At 43.5% G+C, this 16,728-nt stretch carries 14 protein-coding genes, 1 tRNA gene and 1 rRNA gene; 15 read left to right on the plus strand and 1 reads right to left on the minus strand.

Going from position 1 to position 16,728, the window contains the following annotated elements; all coding sequences use genetic code 11:
- The first annotated feature begins 277 nt into the window (after window positions 1-277).
- Together rrf and ACFQ0C_RS13745 are read left to right on the plus strand one after the other, a co-directional pair.
- Window positions 278-394: ribosomal RNA gene (gene rrf, locus ACFQ0C_RS13740) — 5S ribosomal RNA — on the plus strand.
- 39 nt (window positions 395-433) lie between these two features.
- Window positions 434-510, plus strand: a tRNA-Met gene (locus ACFQ0C_RS13745).
- Window positions 511-1,067: 557 nt separating this feature from the next.
- Here ACFQ0C_RS13745 and ACFQ0C_RS13750 read toward each other — a convergent pair.
- Window positions 1,068-3,173, minus strand: coding sequence for an LTA synthase family protein (locus tag ACFQ0C_RS13750; RefSeq protein ID WP_379367648.1), 2,106 nt, complete (start codon window positions 3,171-3,173; stop codon window positions 1,068-1,070).
- 204 nt (window positions 3,174-3,377) lie between these two features.
- Here ACFQ0C_RS13750 and ACFQ0C_RS13755 point away from each other — a divergent pair, with 204 nt between their 5' ends.
- The 13 genes from ACFQ0C_RS13755 (at window position 3,378) to ACFQ0C_RS13815 (ending at window position 16,653) form a co-directional block, all read left to right on the plus strand.
- A complete protein-coding gene (locus tag ACFQ0C_RS13755) occupies window positions 3,378-3,674 on the plus strand; it encodes a hypothetical protein (protein WP_379367650.1) in 297 nt (98 codons plus the stop codon).
- A gap of 644 nt (window positions 3,675-4,318) precedes the next feature.
- Complete coding sequence (locus tag ACFQ0C_RS13760) at window positions 4,319-5,428, plus strand: glycosyltransferase family 39 protein (protein WP_379367652.1); 1,110 nt, start codon at window positions 4,319-4,321, stop codon at window positions 5,426-5,428.
- Between the two features lie 85 nt (window positions 5,429-5,513).
- A complete protein-coding gene (locus ACFQ0C_RS13765; protein ID WP_379367654.1) occupies window positions 5,514-6,770 on the plus strand; it encodes a glycosyltransferase family 39 protein in 1,257 nt (418 codons plus the stop codon).
- Window positions 6,749-7,456 (plus strand): glycosyltransferase family 2 protein, encoded by a 708-nt coding sequence (locus ACFQ0C_RS13770; protein WP_379367656.1) that lies wholly within the window; start codon window positions 6,749-6,751, stop codon window positions 7,454-7,456. Before ACFQ0C_RS13765 ends, ACFQ0C_RS13770 begins: the two co-directional genes overlap by 22 nt.
- 40 nt (window positions 7,457-7,496) lie before the next feature.
- Entirely contained in the window at window positions 7,497-7,844 is a 348-nt protein-coding gene (locus ACFQ0C_RS13775; protein WP_258218240.1) for a DUF2304 domain-containing protein, read from the plus strand.
- 32 nt (window positions 7,845-7,876) lie between these two features.
- On the plus strand, window positions 7,877-8,194 hold the full coding sequence (locus ACFQ0C_RS13780; protein ID WP_258218241.1) for an EamA family transporter: 318 nt from the start codon (window positions 7,877-7,879) through the stop codon (window positions 8,192-8,194).
- Between the two features lie 6 nt (window positions 8,195-8,200).
- The gene (locus ACFQ0C_RS13785) at window positions 8,201-9,244 is read left to right on the plus strand and encodes a GNAT family N-acetyltransferase (RefSeq protein WP_379367658.1); all 1,044 of its coding nucleotides are present in this window, start codon (window positions 8,201-8,203) and stop codon (window positions 9,242-9,244) included.
- 102 nt (window positions 9,245-9,346) lie between these two features.
- Window positions 9,347-10,012, plus strand: coding sequence for a class I SAM-dependent methyltransferase (locus ACFQ0C_RS13790; protein WP_258218243.1), 666 nt, complete (start codon window positions 9,347-9,349; stop codon window positions 10,010-10,012).
- A complete protein-coding gene (locus ACFQ0C_RS13795) occupies window positions 10,005-10,901 on the plus strand; it encodes a polysaccharide deacetylase family protein (protein ID WP_379367660.1) in 897 nt (298 codons plus the stop codon). The genes ACFQ0C_RS13790 and ACFQ0C_RS13795 overlap by 8 nt, the downstream gene beginning before the upstream one ends.
- Before the next feature lie 269 nt (window positions 10,902-11,170).
- Entirely contained in the window at window positions 11,171-11,824 is a 654-nt protein-coding gene (locus tag ACFQ0C_RS13800; RefSeq protein ID WP_379367662.1) for a rhomboid family intramembrane serine protease, read from the plus strand.
- 236 nt (window positions 11,825-12,060) lie between these two features.
- Window positions 12,061-13,050 (plus strand): LacI family DNA-binding transcriptional regulator, encoded by a 990-nt coding sequence (locus ACFQ0C_RS13805; RefSeq protein ID WP_379367664.1) that lies wholly within the window; start codon window positions 12,061-12,063, stop codon window positions 13,048-13,050.
- Window positions 13,051-13,149: 99 nt separating this feature from the next.
- Window positions 13,150-14,943 carry an L-fucose isomerase gene (locus ACFQ0C_RS13810; protein WP_379367666.1) on the plus strand — a complete coding sequence of 598 codons (1,794 nt, stop codon included), beginning with the start codon at window positions 13,150-13,152 and terminating at the stop codon, window positions 14,941-14,943.
- 24 nt (window positions 14,944-14,967) lie between these two features.
- Window positions 14,968-16,653: a ribulokinase gene (locus ACFQ0C_RS13815; RefSeq protein WP_379367668.1), complete on the plus strand. Its 1,686-nt coding sequence runs from the start codon at window positions 14,968-14,970 to the stop codon at window positions 16,651-16,653.
- The last annotated feature ends 75 nt before the right edge of the window (window positions 16,654-16,728 follow it).

Raw genomic sequence — 16,728 nt, forward strand, 5'->3', positions numbered from 1 at the left:
AGGTTGATAGGTTCGGGGTGGAAGTGCCGCAAGGTATGGAGCTGACGAATACTAATCGGTCGAGGGCTTATCCAAGAATACCTTCACAAAGTGGAGAGAAGCGTTAAAGCTGACTCCGAATATCTTGTGAGGAAACCGTGAAAAATATATAGCGTTGCTCGACGCTGCTTGTTTCGGATCTAGTTTTCAGGGTGCAATACGTTACCCCACAAAGTGAAGAAGAGCGCTGAAGCGTATTCCGATTACTTTCCGGGGGCCCCGAAAAATATAAATTCCGTTTGGTGATGATGGCGGAGGGGAACCACGCGTTCCCATCTCGAACACGACCGTTAAGCCCTCCAGCGCCAATGGTACTTAGACCGCAGGGTCTTGGGAGAGTAGGACGTTGCCAAGCAAAAACCCACACAATTTTGTGTGGGTTCTGTATTATTAACGCGGGGTGGAGCAGCCCGGTAGCTCGTCGGGCTCATAACCCGAAGGCCGCAGGTTCAAATCCTGCCCCCGCAACCAATTTTCTATCATTTAACGAAACTAACTTACGCTTACATACATGTTTAAACCCAGAAGAACCCACGAAATTTTCGTGGGTTCTTTGAACATTAGGGGAAGTTTAAAATATTGCAGCACTCAAGAATGAAGTTGAAATGGACAGTTGAAGGTAACTGGAATTTCTGGAGCTAATTTTCCCTTTTTAGCCTCGGTAAGGAGTCTAACTGGAATAGCTCCATCTAATTAAAGCAATAATTAGGGATATCCTGTTAGGCGGGTGGAATTAGCGTGATGATTTCCAGTTGTTTATAGATTTGGACCCACATGGACTATAATTAACAGTATGTTTTCCCGTTAGGAGCTCATGGCTGGTTGATGCCTTTCAACATACATCGATTTTGATGTAAAGCCGATGACAGAGTTTGAAATCTTTACAGGAGAAAATCTTTATCCGACCGCTCCAATGTGCATGAATTCCTAGCGTGCGTGCGGCGTTTCATGACGATGGGTTGACAACCCCCCGCGCAGAGTAATAAACAAGCAAGGAACCCTTATTTAAGGGTTCCTTGCTTGTCAGCTTACATATCTCTGCTTGCCATGGCTTGTGAATAAGTAAATTCGTTTGATTTGGCGATAACTTTATCCTTGGAATCTTTGACTATAATTTCAACCTTCAAAGGATAATTCATTTTCTTGTTAGGCGATAATTGAGCCGTTAACTCATGATTACTGGTCCATTGTGCCGGTAACAGCTCGCCATTAATAGTTACCATACTGTTATAAGGAAGGTCTTTACCTGTAATCTTTAGAACATTTCCACTAGTTGAAGCTTCTGTTTTTACCGCATCGATTACCATTCGGCCTTGACCCAGTATATAACTGCTGTCCTTAATTTTGCTGTTCATTTCCTCGTAACCGTACTGTTTTCCAAAAATAATGTCGTACTGCAGTTTTTCATAAGTTTTAAGGTCTTCCTTGTTTATGTTCATGTCCTCATAACGGTTTTCCGGAGGAATTACCGGGATGTTCTGCGACAGCTGGTACAAATAGTCCGTGTAGTAGCTGCCAGGTCTTTGAGCTAATTTTAATAAGTATGGAGCTACAAAGGAAGGGCTCATATTGAGCGTATCCTTTTGTTTAGGCAAGTAATTATTCCATACGAGAACGGGAACCCGATACATTTTATCAAGAAAGTCGGGATCATTTTCACTTAAGTAGCCGCTCTCTTTGTACGCCTTGTAGTTTTCCCCCAGACTAGGCAGATGATCCCCAAAGAACAAGAGGATGGTAGGTTCATCGATGCTTTCATAATGAGTTATCAATCGTTTCAGCATATCATCTGCGCCCAGTAATCCTTGTGCATAAGTTTCGAGCAGACCTTTTGTCTCACCTGTGACTCCCGTCACTTCAATTGTATTTTCCTTGAATTTACCAGGGTAATAGTGGTAGTGATTCTCCATTGTATTGGCAAAAATAAAGTCCGGTCCTTCTGTAAGCGTACTGGCATCAATAATTTGCTTGGCAACTTCTCTATCGGCTATATAGGGACCTTCGTATTCGGGTTTGAAAAATTCCATAGGCACATACTTGTTAAACCCGAAGTTTTCATACACCTTTTTACTATTATAAAACCAACTGTGGAAAGCATTAATGGCAGTAGATGCATAGCCTTGTCGGGCCAAAATACTCCCTAATGAATCGACATCTTTATTAATGTACTGATTATAAGGAATGGAGCCTTGCGGTAAGAAACGCATAGAGTTTCCTGTCAGCACTTCGAACTCTACATTGGCAGTCCCTCCACCGTACTGGGGAGAAAGCATGGTGCCGCTGCTGTATTTATCCATTAACTCATGAAAGAAAGGAAGCGGATCACGACTGAAGGTAACATCCTTAATTTGTGTCGCATCCCAGAAGGATTCACTAAGAACGACAATAATGTTAGGTTTACGTTCAGCAGGTACGGGTACAGCCGGTGTTACAGAATGATAAACGGAACGAATGGATTCTTGATCATAGCCTTCGGGTTGGTTCAAAAAGAGAAACTGTAAATTCATGATCGTTGATAGAAGAAATCCGTTTGTCCGAACGTTTTCCGTCTGGTCCCATGCTAGATTTTGAATATGGGCAAGTCTTTTTAGCGACATCGATCCATCCGTATAGATCAAGGTTAATAGGAGCAGCGAAGCAATCCCCATAGCTACACGATGTTTCCAGTGAAAAATAAACGAAATTCGGGGAAGCTTATACAACAGTAGAAAGCTGATGACTACAAACGAGATGGAGCCAGAAATGACGGTGAAGTTAAGCAGGCCTTTGAGATACTGCGCCATGTCTTTGGTCTCACTTGTTAAAAGCACATCCCAGGGCAGAAAAGGGACACCTAATATCTCCAGCTTAATGCCGCTGATTAACCCCAAAGCCAAACAGGTACTGGCCACCAGCCAGAACGAGAGATGAACTCTGCCGGTAATAGCTGTTAACAAAAATAGAAAGCCCAACACGACGACTGCATTTAGAACAAGCTCTGGTATTGCATGAAACGTCCAGCTAAAGGTTTCCCCCCAACCGCCTCTACTCATTAATTCCACTAGAAATACAATCCAGATTGACCATAAAAGCAATGGCATTCGTCTGGCTGCTTTCATACCATGATTTTGAATTGCAAGCTGTAAATCCCCCATATATATCACCACATTTGTATTATTAACATCTTGTAAATGCAGTCTTAAGTATAGCACACCTAGTAGAATGAATGATATTGGAACCTTTTTGCGATTTGGGAGTGCTTGCTAGCGCCAATCAGTTTTTTTTGAACCTGTTTGAATTGGCATGAATAACAATCATTTGATGATCAGAACATATAGGGGTAGAGGGAGATGAATGCCGTGGGCGAACAATTGCAGAGGTTTATTCAAGACCTGATGGATAGGAATCAAGGAGATTTTAAAGATGGTGATTTTAAGGATTGCCAGGGAGCTGCAGCTGATATTAAAGAAATGATTCAGAAACTTGAGAGTACGGAGGTCAATTTCAGGAGAAAGCTATCCGAGATTTCAGCCAAGCAGCCACCAGACAAAGAAAAAATCATTTATCTGCAAGGCTTGGTGGATGGCATGGGGCTGGCTATAAAACCGATGGAAATCCATTACGATAATGAACGGGTATACAGAAGTGATGAATAATGGTTGGCGAATAGACACGAATAAAGCAGGAGAGGAGAGAACCCTTAAAAAATAATCGTTCTAAGCAATCCTACACGGGATGTAAGGTCTTTACAACCTAGGGCAGAATGGTACTATCGTCCTAAATAGTCAAGGGTCTAAAACCCATTGTGGAGCTTCCACAAGCATGGGTTCAATTAACGGTCATATTAGAGCTTTATTATGACTATTATTGGAGCGATGGGAAATTCAGGGCCAATAGAAGATAAGGTGGGGGCCGAAAATATTTTTCGGTCTTTCTTCCTCATCCATTGCTGCAAACCCTGTTATATCAATTGATTGCCGCAATCTATGAATCTATAAATTTTTTGTAAAAATAGTTCATTTCCACAGAAATACATCTTGTGAATGATCCAATAAATATGTCATAATAAAAATCACTTACATCAATAAAACATATGCTGCCACTTGGAGACGTGTAAACAGTGCACCAACTAACCCAACTATTTCATAGGTACAAAGATCGAGACTTTATATTCATCATACCGTTTGCTCTGCTTTCTCTGGACGTGAGATTGCAGTATTTTTTTTACCTACTTAACTCCGGTAAAGGTTTTCCACAGTCTGACGACACCCAGTGGTACATCAATTATGCGAATTCTTTGTTGTCAAATTTTCAAATTGGACTGCAAATGAACGATATTATGTATATTGGGTATAATCTCCTTCTTGCTTTGCTCCTTGGAATATTTAAGGACCCTCTTGCTGTCATCTTTATTCAAGCGGTTACTGCTGGTCTTAGTATCATTTTTGTATACAAGATCTCACGAATGTTATTCAATAAAGCAACTGCAATCATAGCCTCATTTTTTTATTATTATTATTCGTGGACAATAACCCTTTGGTCGATGTACATCCTGTCTGACAGTTTTTTCATCAGCCTTCTTCTATTAAATGTTTATTTACTCCTCAAATTTATGCAGTCCAATAAAAGCGTATACAAAGTTCTGTTTATATTATCCTCTCTTTATATACTTGTATTTAGACCGACAGGCGTAGTTTCCTTGTTCTTTATTATGATCTATATCCTAATTAACCTTGATAAACAGAAGCTGTGGGGATTTGTAAAGAAGCACCGGTTTGTAATTGGAGGTTCCTTGACTACTGGCGTTATCGCAGGTATATATTTATTTTCCGGAAGTAAATTGGACCCATTCCTATCCTCTATGCAGTTTAATGCAAAAATGGTGTTATACAACGTTTATGCAAAAGGGTGGATTTATGACAGACCATCTCCCTATGACTATTTTTTCAAGCCGGATTATACAATTAATGTGCTGAATAGCTTGATACTAAGCTTTATTTTAAACAACTGGGATCATGTTAGTGTCTTATATGGAAAACGAATTATCGCATTTATAGGGAAATGGGCTTGGGATATTAAGTTAACCGGTGTACGGAGCTATGTAAGGTTGGGGTGGTATTTACTGCCGGCCACTCTGTTTTTGATCGGGACCATTGCAGCGATAGCGAAAGGCATTTTTAGAAAAGTGTCTATTCTGTGGCTGGTCATACTTGCTGTTTTTGTTTTTTGTATTATTTTATTTATTGATGGCATGTACAGGTACAAAGCGCCTAGCTTACCGTTTATTATGATAGTGGTTGCGTATGGGCTTGAGAGAGTGCTTCACGAAGCCTTTGTGATCGGCAAAAAATTAACGCTTAAACTGTTGGCGAGGACAAGAAGGAATACGGAAGTTGAGTCCGGTATGTAAATTAATTCTTGCCATTTTACGGTTCCGTATGTAATATTTATACATTGTGATACAACTTATGCTGTGACTTGGAGCTGTGTAATTAGTGTACCAACTATATCTTAAATACAGGGATCGCGAGTTCCTATATATTATACCTCTAGTACTATTCTCCCTTGCAATGAGGCTTGGGAATTTCATCCGTATATATGCCTCAGGCAAAGGCTTTCCTGATTCTGAAGATTCGCAGTGGTATATAGAATATGCAAACGCTTTGATGACCAACTTTCAAATCGGTTTGCATATGAATGATATCTTATATCTTGGTTACAATGTTCTGCTTACGCTGCTGCTAGCTATATTCAAAGACCCCGTCGCTATTATATTCATACAAGCGCTGACGGCAGGATTGAGTGTAATTCTGGTTTATAAAATCGCACGAATGCTATTTAATAGAAGAACGGCTGTTGTAGCATCCCTTTTCTATTCCTATTCATGGAATATTACCAAATGGTCTACTTATATCCTTTCAGACAGCTTTTTTATAAGTCTGCTCCTATTATGTGTTTATTTCCTTCTCATGTCTTTAGAATCGAAAAAAAGAATCTACACGATTTTATTTGTATTGACCTCGTTGTATATGATGGTTTTTAGACCGACTGGGGTCATATCGTTAGCTTTTATTATGATTTATTTTCTGTTTAGAATTGATAAGCAAGTGCTTCTGGATTTGGCTAAAAAATACAGGCTGGTTATCGGGGCCGTTGTGGGTGCTGCAGTCGCGGTTCTTATTTATATGATTGTCGGTGACAAGCTTAATCCGCTCATAGAATCTTTACAGTATAATGCCAAGCTTGTGTTGTATAATATTTATGCACATGGCTGGATCTATGACAAGGAATCTACACATGATTATACGTTCAAACCAGATTATACTATTAACATATTTGGAAGCCTTATTTTAAGCTTTTTAATAAATAACTGGGATCATGTGTTAATATTATACGGGAGAAGGGCTATTGCCTTCCTTGGTTGGTGGGTATGGGAGACAGACTTAAGTACTTTTCGTGGGATTACCCGTTTCTTCTGGTATGTTCTGCCAACAGTATTGTTCTTGACCGGAACCATTGCTTCCATAGTTAATGGGCTGTTCAGAAAGGCTTCAATTGTATGGCTGGTTGCACTTGCTGTCTATGGGTTCTGCATTCTTATCTTTATCGACGGAGTGTACAGATATAAGGCGCCTGCCTTGCCTTTTCTCGCTATTGCGGCTGCTTATGGCGTAGACACCATTATTCACGGAGCGAAGACTATTATAAATAATTATGCGGGGAAGCTGCTATGGGCCAAGAAAAAATACTAATTGTTGTTCCTGCTTATAATGAACAGAACAACATCCAGAAGGTAATTTGGGATATCCGGGAAAGTGGAGCCGATTATGATATTTTGGTTATCAATGATTGCTCTCTCGACGGTACCTCCGTTAATGCCAGGAAGGCGGAGGGTGTTAAGGTTGTGGATTTACCCTATAACCTGGGCATTGGAGGAGCGGTGCAAACCGGATTTAAATATGCTTGGGCTAATGGTTATGATTATATGGTGCAGGTTGACGGCGATGGGCAGCATATGCCCAAAGAGGTGATCAAGCTATATGAGGCTATGGTTCAAAGCGGCAGCGATATGGTTATTGGCTCAAGGTTCCTGGACATCAAATCTTTCCAAACTACGTGGTCCAGAAGATTGGGCATTAAGGTGTTCTATTATTTGTTCAGACTTCTGATAAATACCAGAGTTACGGATAGTACATCAGGTTTTCGGATGTATAATAGAAAAAGTATACAATTATTGTCCAAATACTATCCTGATGATTATCCAGAGCCGGATGCCATTATCCTGCTGAAAAAACACGGGCTCCGTATTAGTGAAGTAGGTGTTGAAATGAAGGAACGTGAGCATGGTACGTCCTCAATAACACCGATAAAAAGTCCATATTATATGGCGAAGGTTATATTGTCCATATTCTTCTCCTATACCAGGACAAGGTGGTGAAAGCGTCATAGACAGCGGACATTTCTACAATGTACAGCTGATGGGAGTAGCCTTCAGTCTGATCATGATAATATCGGTTTTTTTAATGGTTCGAGCAAGATTGCTTAGGGAAAAATATTCTTTGGTATGGTTCCTCATTGGATTATTTACATTAGTCATGTCTATTTTCAGGGAATTGATAGATTGGTTCTCTGAGCTGATTGGCATTGATTATGGGCCATCTGCTTTTTTTGCGATACTTATCGCCAGCGCATATTTGCTGCTGCTTAATATGAGCGTAAGTATATCGGGATTGAAGATGCATAACAAAGCATTGACTCAGGAATTAGGCTTAACCAAGCTAAGGCTGGAGCAGCTTGAGAAGAAAATTAGCGAGGGTGAACAATAATTAATTATTTATTGCTTTTTGGCAGTATGACTATGACAGTGATTGCAAATACAGTACTGAAGCTGGGCAGTAAATCGGTTCCCTTCGATGGACCTTTAATGGGGATTATACTTGGTTATTTGACATCGCCGCTTATCGTATCGGGCTTTGCTCTATATGCCATGGCTGCTGTTCTATGGATCTATTGCTTGTCCAAGTTCGATTTAAGCTATGTTACTTTTGTATCCAGCGCTCAATATGTTTTGCTGATTGCCGTGTCCCTTCTCGTGTTCAATGAGCAGATCAGTATGATGAAATGGGCGGGTACCGGCTTTATTCTAGTAGGTGTATTTTTTTGGTTGAAAGGATAACTATTCATGTTCAGGTGTGTTGCATATACCGACGCCATGAAGGATGAGTGGGATAGATTTGCATGGTCGAAGGGCACGGTGTTTCATACCACTGCATTCAGACAAATTCTGGTAAGCTCATTCGGCTACAGGTGCAAATATCATGTCATTCTTAATGAGCAGAACCGTATTTGTGCGATAATTCCACTTATAGCTGGCCGTAATCTAGGTCTGAAAAAAGTCGGTGTTTCGCTTCCTTTTGTTAACTATACCGACATTTGCGCTGACAGTGAGGAATCCTTCAAGTTTACTCTGGATTCTCTGATAAAATTAAAAGACAAGCATCGTCTTAATTACATTGAGCTGCGGTTAAAGGATCAAAACCTTGATAGCTCCGAGTGGAGCTTGAATCTTCATAATCATACCTTCGTGCTGTCTCTCTCTGACACTGAGGAAGAGGTGCTGTCACAATCTACTGGCAGCAATAGAAATCATGTTCGCAAGGTATATAAAAATAACTGGTTCTCGGTATCCTTCGACCCTGCACATATGGACGCTTTTTATAAAGTGTATGTGAAACGAATGAAGCAGCTTGGTTCTCCAGCCCAGGACATCCGCTTTTTCAAGAGCTTTCTTGAGTACCTGCCTGAGCATGCTTTCTTGTTGTCGGTTCTCGATAATCAGACCGGGGAAGTGGTAGGAGGGATGATTTTGCTTGCAAGCCCTTCGAACTCAACGCTTTATTATCCGTATGGAGCCAATCTATCCGAGTATAACAATAAGTACTTGAACAACTTTATGTACTGGGAAGCTGTCCGCTTGGGCATAAGAACCGGATTGAAGTTTCTGGATCTGGGGAGATCTCAGACGGGTTCGGGAACGTACAAATACAAGGAGCAGTGGGGAGCAAAACCCGAGCAGCTCAAGTATCTGGTTTATAATGGAAGCGGCAAGGAATCGGGTCCGCCCGATAGAGAAAGCCTGAGTTTTTTTGTTCAGCTCTGGAAAGTTACTCCGAGCTTCATTACCGACAGAGTAGGTAAACAGCTGATCAAGTATTTGTTGCCTTAAGAGCTTTCCAAAGGAAAGCTTGCTTCGAAAGGATAGTCTGGGCTTTCCGAAGGAAAGCTTGCTGCGTAGCATATTTTTTCATAATCGGAGGATGCAATAACAATGAGTAGTTCTAACTGGAAGCAGTACTTTGACAAAAAGGCAGAGGTTCATGGAGCGTCTGTCAAATCATCCGACTATTTCGATGACGAAAGCTTTTTTATGCAGAGAGATAATACCTTGCGCTGGCTGGGAGAATATAAAGGTAAGGAAATTCTGGATGCCGGCTGCGGAGTTGGAGCTTTCAGTGAGCCTTTAGTTAAACAAAATACCGTATATGGCGTGGACTTTTCAGAGAAAAGCCTTGAATTTGCCGCGGGCAGAGGTCTGAAAACATCAGCTGATGATTTGACGGCTTTGCATTTTGAATCCAAGAAGTTTGATGTAGTATTATGCATCGGCGTTATACAGCTAATTGAACAATATAAGGCTGTTATTGAAGAGCTGGCAAGGGTTACCAAGCCTGGAGGAACACTTCTTATTCAGACCTTAAATAAAGGCTCCCTTCAAAGAAAAATATTAAGATTATTTGAGAAGAGCAAGAAGTTTGACAAAATGTACGCAATGGATGAACTGAAGAAGGTATTCGAAGCTCACGGATTTGAACAAATACAGTTTTTAAACATATATCATCCTTTCAAATTTGTGACGACAGGCAATGGGACAGGGCTTTTCTCGAATACGCTGAGCACCTCGTTTGCGATAAAAGGGAGAAAGAAAATTGACTAAACAGGAAGCAACATATAGCGGAGCTTCTCAAGTATCCTCACGCAATCCAAGCGTTAAAAATATGCTGACCTTTGACATTGAGGAATGGTTTCACGCCAATTATGATGATGTGAAGCCCGATCTTAGCCAACCGTCCCATTTCAGATCAAACATGGATACGCTTCTACGATTATGCAGAGAGACAGGCTGCAAGGCTACGTTTTTTGTGCTTGGCTATATCGGGGAGCATTTTCCGGATGTTGTCAAAGCGATAGCGCGGGAAGGGCATGATGTTGCATCCCATGGTTATGCTCATGAGTTAGCGTACAAGCAGAACATTCAAGAGTTTAAGGCTGATGTGAAAAAGTCCGTGGATATTCTGGAGGATATAACCGGAACTAAGGTATTAGGGTACCGTGCACCGTCATGGTCCATTGTGGAAAGCAATCTGCATTATCTTGAAGCGCTTGAGGAGCTAGGGTTAAAGTATGATGCCAGTATTTTTCCGGTAAAGACCTTTCTGTATGGAATTCCCACAGCACCAACGGAAATTCATAAGCCAAGAGTGAATGGACGAGAGCTTAATCTGTATGAAGTCCCAATGTCGGTTATGAAGCTGACTGGAAAAAATATGGGTTACTCTGGCGGTTTCTATTTCCGCTTTTTCCCAAAATTTTTTATTAAACAAGTCATTCGCTCAGCAAATCGGCAAGGTAAAAGCTCTATTGTTTATTTGCACCCGAGAGAGGTTAATGTTAACGAAGCGAAGCTGATACTTCCGCGCAAGGAGCATTTTATCCACTATTATAATATAGGCGGAACTGAAGCCAAGCTGGAAGATATCCTGAGAAGCTTTAATTTTACATCGATTTCAGAGCATCTGAAGCATAACTTTAAGCTGGAAGTTTAAGATGTGATTAAATAAATAGTAATAGAGTGCACTTATGCAAAAATGGTTATGGAAGTGACGAAAGTCGCCATTATCCAGAGGAGCAAGGTGCTTTTTTTCATGGAGAAGCAATTGCGCTATAATAGGGAGAGTACGACAAGGGGCTTTGAACAACCTCTAACAGGAGTCTATCCGGCGATTTGATTTTTGTGAATATATATTCACGGATTTGCTTCCGTCGGACAGACTCCTAGGGGAGAATAACAGCAGGAGCGGAAGGGAAGAGGTATGTGTTTGCAAGAAGGGAAAGCTTAAAACAGTACGTCCGGTTGTATCCTGTTACGACCGTTATTATTGTGATCCATTTACTTGCTATGGCTGCAATGGAATGGTATGGATCATCTAAGGATAATGCAACCTTGCTTCATTTTGGGGCCATGTTCGATCTTCCTAATCTACGTCCGGAGCCGTGGCGTTATGTGTCATCGATTTTTCTTCATATTGGATTCCAGCATTTGCTGTTTAACAGCTTCGCGTTGTATGTGTTCGCGGCACCGCTCGAACGAATGCTGGGTGCTTGGCGTTACGCACTGTTCTATCTGGCATGCGGCATTATTGGCAATATAGTCAGTGCCTGGCTGCACCCGGGATATTATATTGGAGCCGGGGCATCAGGGGCTATATACGGTGTTTACGGGGCTTACTTGTACATGTCGGTACTCCGAAAGGATCTGATCGACTATCAGACGAAACAAACGGTAAGGATTATTGTCATTATGGGCTTTGTGTATTCGCTTGTTATTCCAAATGTCGATATTTATGCACATGCAGGTGGGTTTGTCGGTGGTTTAGCAGTTATGTCCATTATGACTCTGTTTATAAAGCGGAGGCAGCTTGTTCAGAATGATGAGGAACAGACAATGTACAGAGAACCGGAAGAGTAGAACGGTATATGTTGTAAAACAGGGGAGCAGGCACGGATTTGTTGTCTGCTCCTTTGGAAAAGCTAATGGGATTATGAAAGGTTTTAAATAAAATATAGCCAAGCTGTGGATAAAAGTAATGAAACAGGGATGAAATCTTAATACAGGATCTTGTTAAAACAAAGTGACTATGCTACATTATGATATGTAAACGTTATACTATATGGCGTACAGCTAAAAGGATCGAGGAATACAGTGTGGGCTCAATAACCATCAAAGACGTTGCACAAGCAGCCGGCGTATCCACTGCAACAGTGTCTCGCGTTCTTAACAGGAACGGCTATGTCAGTAATCAGGTACGCCTTCATGTGGAGCAGGTGATGAAGGGTCTTAACTATCAACCCAATGTACTGGCGCGCAGTTTGAAGCAGGAGAAGTCACGCACGGTAGGGATTGTTCTTCCGGATATGACCAACCCGTACTTCATGGGTGTAGCCCGAATTGTGCAGCAGCGGCTGTTAGAGAAAGGCTACCATCTGATCTATATGGATTCAGTGGAGGATCCTGATAAGGAGCTTAAAGCAATACAATTGCTCCAGGGCATGCGAATTGAAGCTTTGATTTTGGCCGGAACCGGTCAAAATGCGGAGATTGTGAAGCATTTGATCCAGTCCGGGACGACTGTTGTGCTGCTTGACCGTATCATTGAAGGCGTACACACGGATCTGGTCGTAGAAGATAACTCCGGGGCTGCTGAGGAAGCGATGGGTTATTTACTTAGCAAGTATGGAAGCAGACTTGGAGTCATCGGAGGTCCGCAGCAAATCAGCACGGCCAGAGAGCGATTGGAAGGTGCTCAAAAGGCTGTAAAGCTGGCAGCCGCACAATTTTCCGAGACTAACTATTATGCTGGGGATTATTCCAGAAGATCAGGCATTTTGGCATGCAACTTCTTTATGGAATCACTAGAGCCTCCAGAGGCTATTTTCTCTTCGAACAATGAAATGACGTATGGTTTTTATTTAGGCATGAAGGAACGGGGCATGGATCTGGACTCCGTAGAAGTGATTTCTTTCGGGGAACTGGACGCTGCACCTTTATTCTCTCATCGTCTGTCCATCATATATCAGAATCCCGCTCAGATAGGGGAAGCCGTTGCAGAGCTTACGCTTAAACGTTTGGCAAGAGAAGGCACAGGCAGGGAAAAACGTATTTTTACACCGCGTTTAGAGAAGCAATTCTCATAGCGGCTTTTCTTTTTTAGCATGTGTAAACGATAACACACATATTTTTCATGTTATCGTTTACATGCATTCATAAATTATTTTATATAGGAGGAATTATTCATGAGTAATGAAAATGTAAAAAATCGATTGGTGGGCGACATGCCCAAGATTGGCATTCGTCCTGCAATTGACGGTCGTAGAGGCGGAATTCGTGAGTCTCTGGAAGAAGTAACTATGAATATGGCGAAAGCGGTTGCTGAGCTGTTAAGCAGCAAGCTAAAGCATGCTAATGGCCTTCCTGTAGAATGTGTGGTAGCCGATACGTGTATCGGTGGTGTGGCAGAGGCTGCTCAAACCGCTGCCAAATTCGAAAGAGCGGGGGTTGGTGTGTCGATAACGGTTACACCATCATGGTGTTATCCATTGGAAACCATAGATACTTCACCGCATATTCCCAAAGCCATCTGGGGATTCAACGGCACGGAGCGTCCAGGAGCGGTGTATTTGGCAGCGGCCAATTCAGCGCATAACCAGAAGGGATTGCCTGTATTCAGCATTTACGGGCGTGACGTTCAGGATATGGGAGATGGCAGTATTCCGGATGACGTTCAGAATAAACTCATCCAATTTGCCAAAGCCGGCCTTGCAGCAGCCTCGATAAGAGGGAAATCGTATTTGTCGCTTGGCTCTGTATCGATGGGGATTGCCGGATGTATCGCAGACGAATCCTTTTTTCAGCAGTATCTTGGCATGCGCAATGAGTACGTAGACATGACCGAATTCGTTCGGCGTATGGAGCGGGGCATCTATGACAAAGACGAATATGAGAGAGCTTTGAAATGGACGAAAGAAAATTGCGGTGAAGGTATTGACGTTAACCCTGAGCATTTGAAAAGGACTGCAGATGAGAAGGTTCAAGATTGGGAAACGGTCGTTCAAATGACGCTGATCGCCAGAGACTTAATGATTGGCAACCCTAAATTAGCTGAGATGGGCTATGGTGAGGAAGCGCTTGGTCACAACGCAATTGCAGCAGGCTTTCAGGGACAACGGATGTGGACCGATCACTTCCCTAACGGGGATTTCATGGAAGCGATCTTAACTTCTTCCTTTGATTGGAACGGCATTCGCGAGCCTTATATTCTCTCAACAGAAAATGATACGCTTAATGCGGTTACGATGCTGTTCGGTCATCTGTTGACCGACTCAGCCCAGATTTTTGCTGATGTGCGTACTTATTGGAGCCCGGATGCAGTAAAACGTGTAACAGGCAAGGAACTGACCGGTCCTGCACAGAACGGAATTATTCATCTGACTAACTCGGGACCTGCATCACTCGATGGTACGGGACGTCAGACGAAGGATGGAAAACCGGCAATGAAGCCTTTCTGGGAGATTACGGAAAACGAAGTGCAAGAATGCTTGAAGGCTACCGCTTGGAGTCCGGCTGTTGACTTCTTCCGTGGCGGGGGATTCTCTACGGATTATCAAACACTTGGCGGGATGCCAGTAACGATGGCGCGTATCAACCTCGTGCAAGGCTTGGGGCCGGTTCTGCAAATTGCCGAAGGCCATACCGTGGACATTCCACAAGACATTCATGATGTGCTGGATCAAAGAACGAATCCAACTTGGCCAACAACCTGGTTTGTGCCGAGCTTAACAGGAGAAGGTGTATTCCGCGACGTCTATTCCGTCATGAATGCATGGGGCTCCAACCATTGCTCACTCAGCTATGGTCATATTGGCTCCAACCTTATTACGCTGGCTTCAATTCTGCGTATTCCTGTCAGTATGCATAATGTTGCGGAAGATCGCATTTTCAGACCAAGTGTATGGACAGCATACGGGACAGCGAATCTTGAGTCGGCGGATTATCGTGCATGCTCTCAATTGGGACCGTTATATAAATAGGGTAGAGCAGGAGGCAGGAGCTTTATGAGAGAAGCCGGAATTCAAAAATATACGATAGGCGTAGACTATGGTACGGAGAGCGGAAGAGCGGTGCTTGTTGATGTAAGCACCGGAGAAGAGATGGCCGCGCATGTGACGCCATATGCTCATGGCGTCATCGACCGGCAGCTTCCCGGCTCGCAGGTGCGGCTCCCGCACGAGTGGGCGCTGCAGCATCCAGGTGATTACCTGGATGTGCTGTACCAATCCGTGCCTGCTGTGCTTCAGCAGGCAGGGGTACAGCCCGATGCCGTCATTGGCATCGGGATTGATTTCACGGCATGCACGGTGCTGCCGGTGAATGAACACGGTGTTCCTCTATGTTTCCAAGAGGAACACCGGAACGACCCCCACAGCTGGGTTAAGCTGTGGAAGCATCATGCGGCTGCACCGCAAGCCGAGCAAATGAATGAACTGGCGAAGGCGAGAGGAGAAGCATTCCTTCCGCGTTATGGGGGCAGCATATCCTCAGAATGGCTGCTGCCTAAGATTCTTGAAACAGCTGGGCAATCGCCCAGCGTGTTTCAAGCGGCACATTATTTCGCTGAGGCAGCCGATTGGGTTGTATGGCAGCTATGCGGTGAGCTAGTACGCAACAGCTGCTGTGCCGGCTACAAGGGAACATGGCATAAGTCGGATGGCTACCCTTCGACTGAGTTTATGAAGCAGCTGGATCCCCGGTTAGAGCATTTGTATGAAACCAAGCTCGCCGGGTCCATATATCCGGTCGGTATCCGTGCCGGGGGACTGGAGCCCAAGATGGCGCAGAAGCTCGGGCTTCTGCCGGGAACAGCCGTATCGACTGCCATTATCGATGCTCATGCAGCTGTGCTTGGCTGTGGAGTGACTGAACCGGCCAGCATGGTGCTAGCAATGGGAACCTCGCTATGTCACATGGTTTTAAGCGATGAAGAGAAGCTCATCGAAGGTGTTAACGGTGTTGTTGAGGATGGAATTGTGCCGGGACTGTTTGCTTATGAGGCAGGTCAACCGGCGGTAGGGGATATGTTTGCCTGGTTCGTCGAGACTTCGATATCCGGTGAGATAAAGCATCAGGCAGCTGCCGAGGGGATCAGTGTTCATAGCTGGCTGGAGAGAGAAGCGGATAAGCTGAAGCCAGGCCAATCGGGGCTCCTCGCCCTTGATTGGTGGAATGGAGGCCGATCTCCGATATTGGATCCGCAATTATCAGGCCTGATGGTCGGACTTACATTAAGTACGACCCAGGCAGAGATGTATCGTGCTTTACTGGAAGCTGCGGCTTTCGGTACGAGACGTATTGTTGAGTGCTTTGAGGCCGGCGGGGTTAAGATTGAATCATTGTATGCTTGCGGCGGGTTGCCGCAAAAAAATAATTTATTAATGCAAATTTTCGCCGATGTGCTGGGCAAGGAGATTAAACTGGCCAAGTCCAGTCAGCCTGTAGCTTTAGGAGCTGCGATTTGCGGAGCAGCTGCAGCAGGGAAGGAAGCCGGTGGTTACGACAGTTTGACCGATGCTATTCAAGCGATGGGGCAAGTACAAGAGCGATACATTCAACCGAATAAAGAGGTCAAGACCAAGTATGACCAGCTATTCGCCAATTACCGTAAGCTGCATGAATCGTTCGGATTACCGACCGGGGCATTAGGAAATGTGATGCATGATCTGAAGCAGATGCGAAACGGATAAAATAGCGAAGCACGCTTCAGATAAAACGAGGGCAGTGTAATCGGATGAACGAAGCTCATCTTGCTATAGTATGAA

The sequence above is a fragment of the Paenibacillus sp. GCM10027630 genome, assembly GCF_042676305.1.
Lineage (GTDB): Bacteria > Bacillota > Bacilli > Paenibacillales > NBRC-103111 > Paenibacillus_S.

Excerpts from the sequence above, each read along its gene's own strand:
- ACFQ0C_RS13750 (WP_379367648.1), bottom strand. The coding sequence starts at position 3,173 with ATGGGGGATTTACAGCTTGCAATTCAAAATCATGGTATGAAAGCAGCC.
- ACFQ0C_RS13770 (WP_379367656.1), top strand. The coding sequence starts at position 6,749 with ATGGGCCAAGAAAAAATACTAATTGTTGTTCCTGCTTATAATGAACAG.
- ACFQ0C_RS13775 (WP_258218240.1), top strand. The coding sequence starts at position 7,497 with ATGGGAGTAGCCTTCAGTCTGATCATGATAATATCGGTTTTTTTAATG.
- ACFQ0C_RS13780 (WP_258218241.1), top strand. The coding sequence starts at position 7,877 with ATGACAGTGATTGCAAATACAGTACTGAAGCTGGGCAGTAAATCGGTT.
- ACFQ0C_RS13785 (WP_379367658.1), top strand. The coding sequence starts at position 8,201 with ATGTTCAGGTGTGTTGCATATACCGACGCCATGAAGGATGAGTGGGAT.
- ACFQ0C_RS13790 (WP_258218243.1), top strand. The coding sequence starts at position 9,347 with ATGAGTAGTTCTAACTGGAAGCAGTACTTTGACAAAAAGGCAGAGGTT.
- ACFQ0C_RS13810 (WP_379367666.1), top strand. The coding sequence starts at position 13,150 with ATGAGTAATGAAAATGTAAAAAATCGATTGGTGGGCGACATGCCCAAG.
- ACFQ0C_RS13815 (WP_379367668.1), top strand. The coding sequence starts at position 14,968 with ATGAGAGAAGCCGGAATTCAAAAATATACGATAGGCGTAGACTATGGT.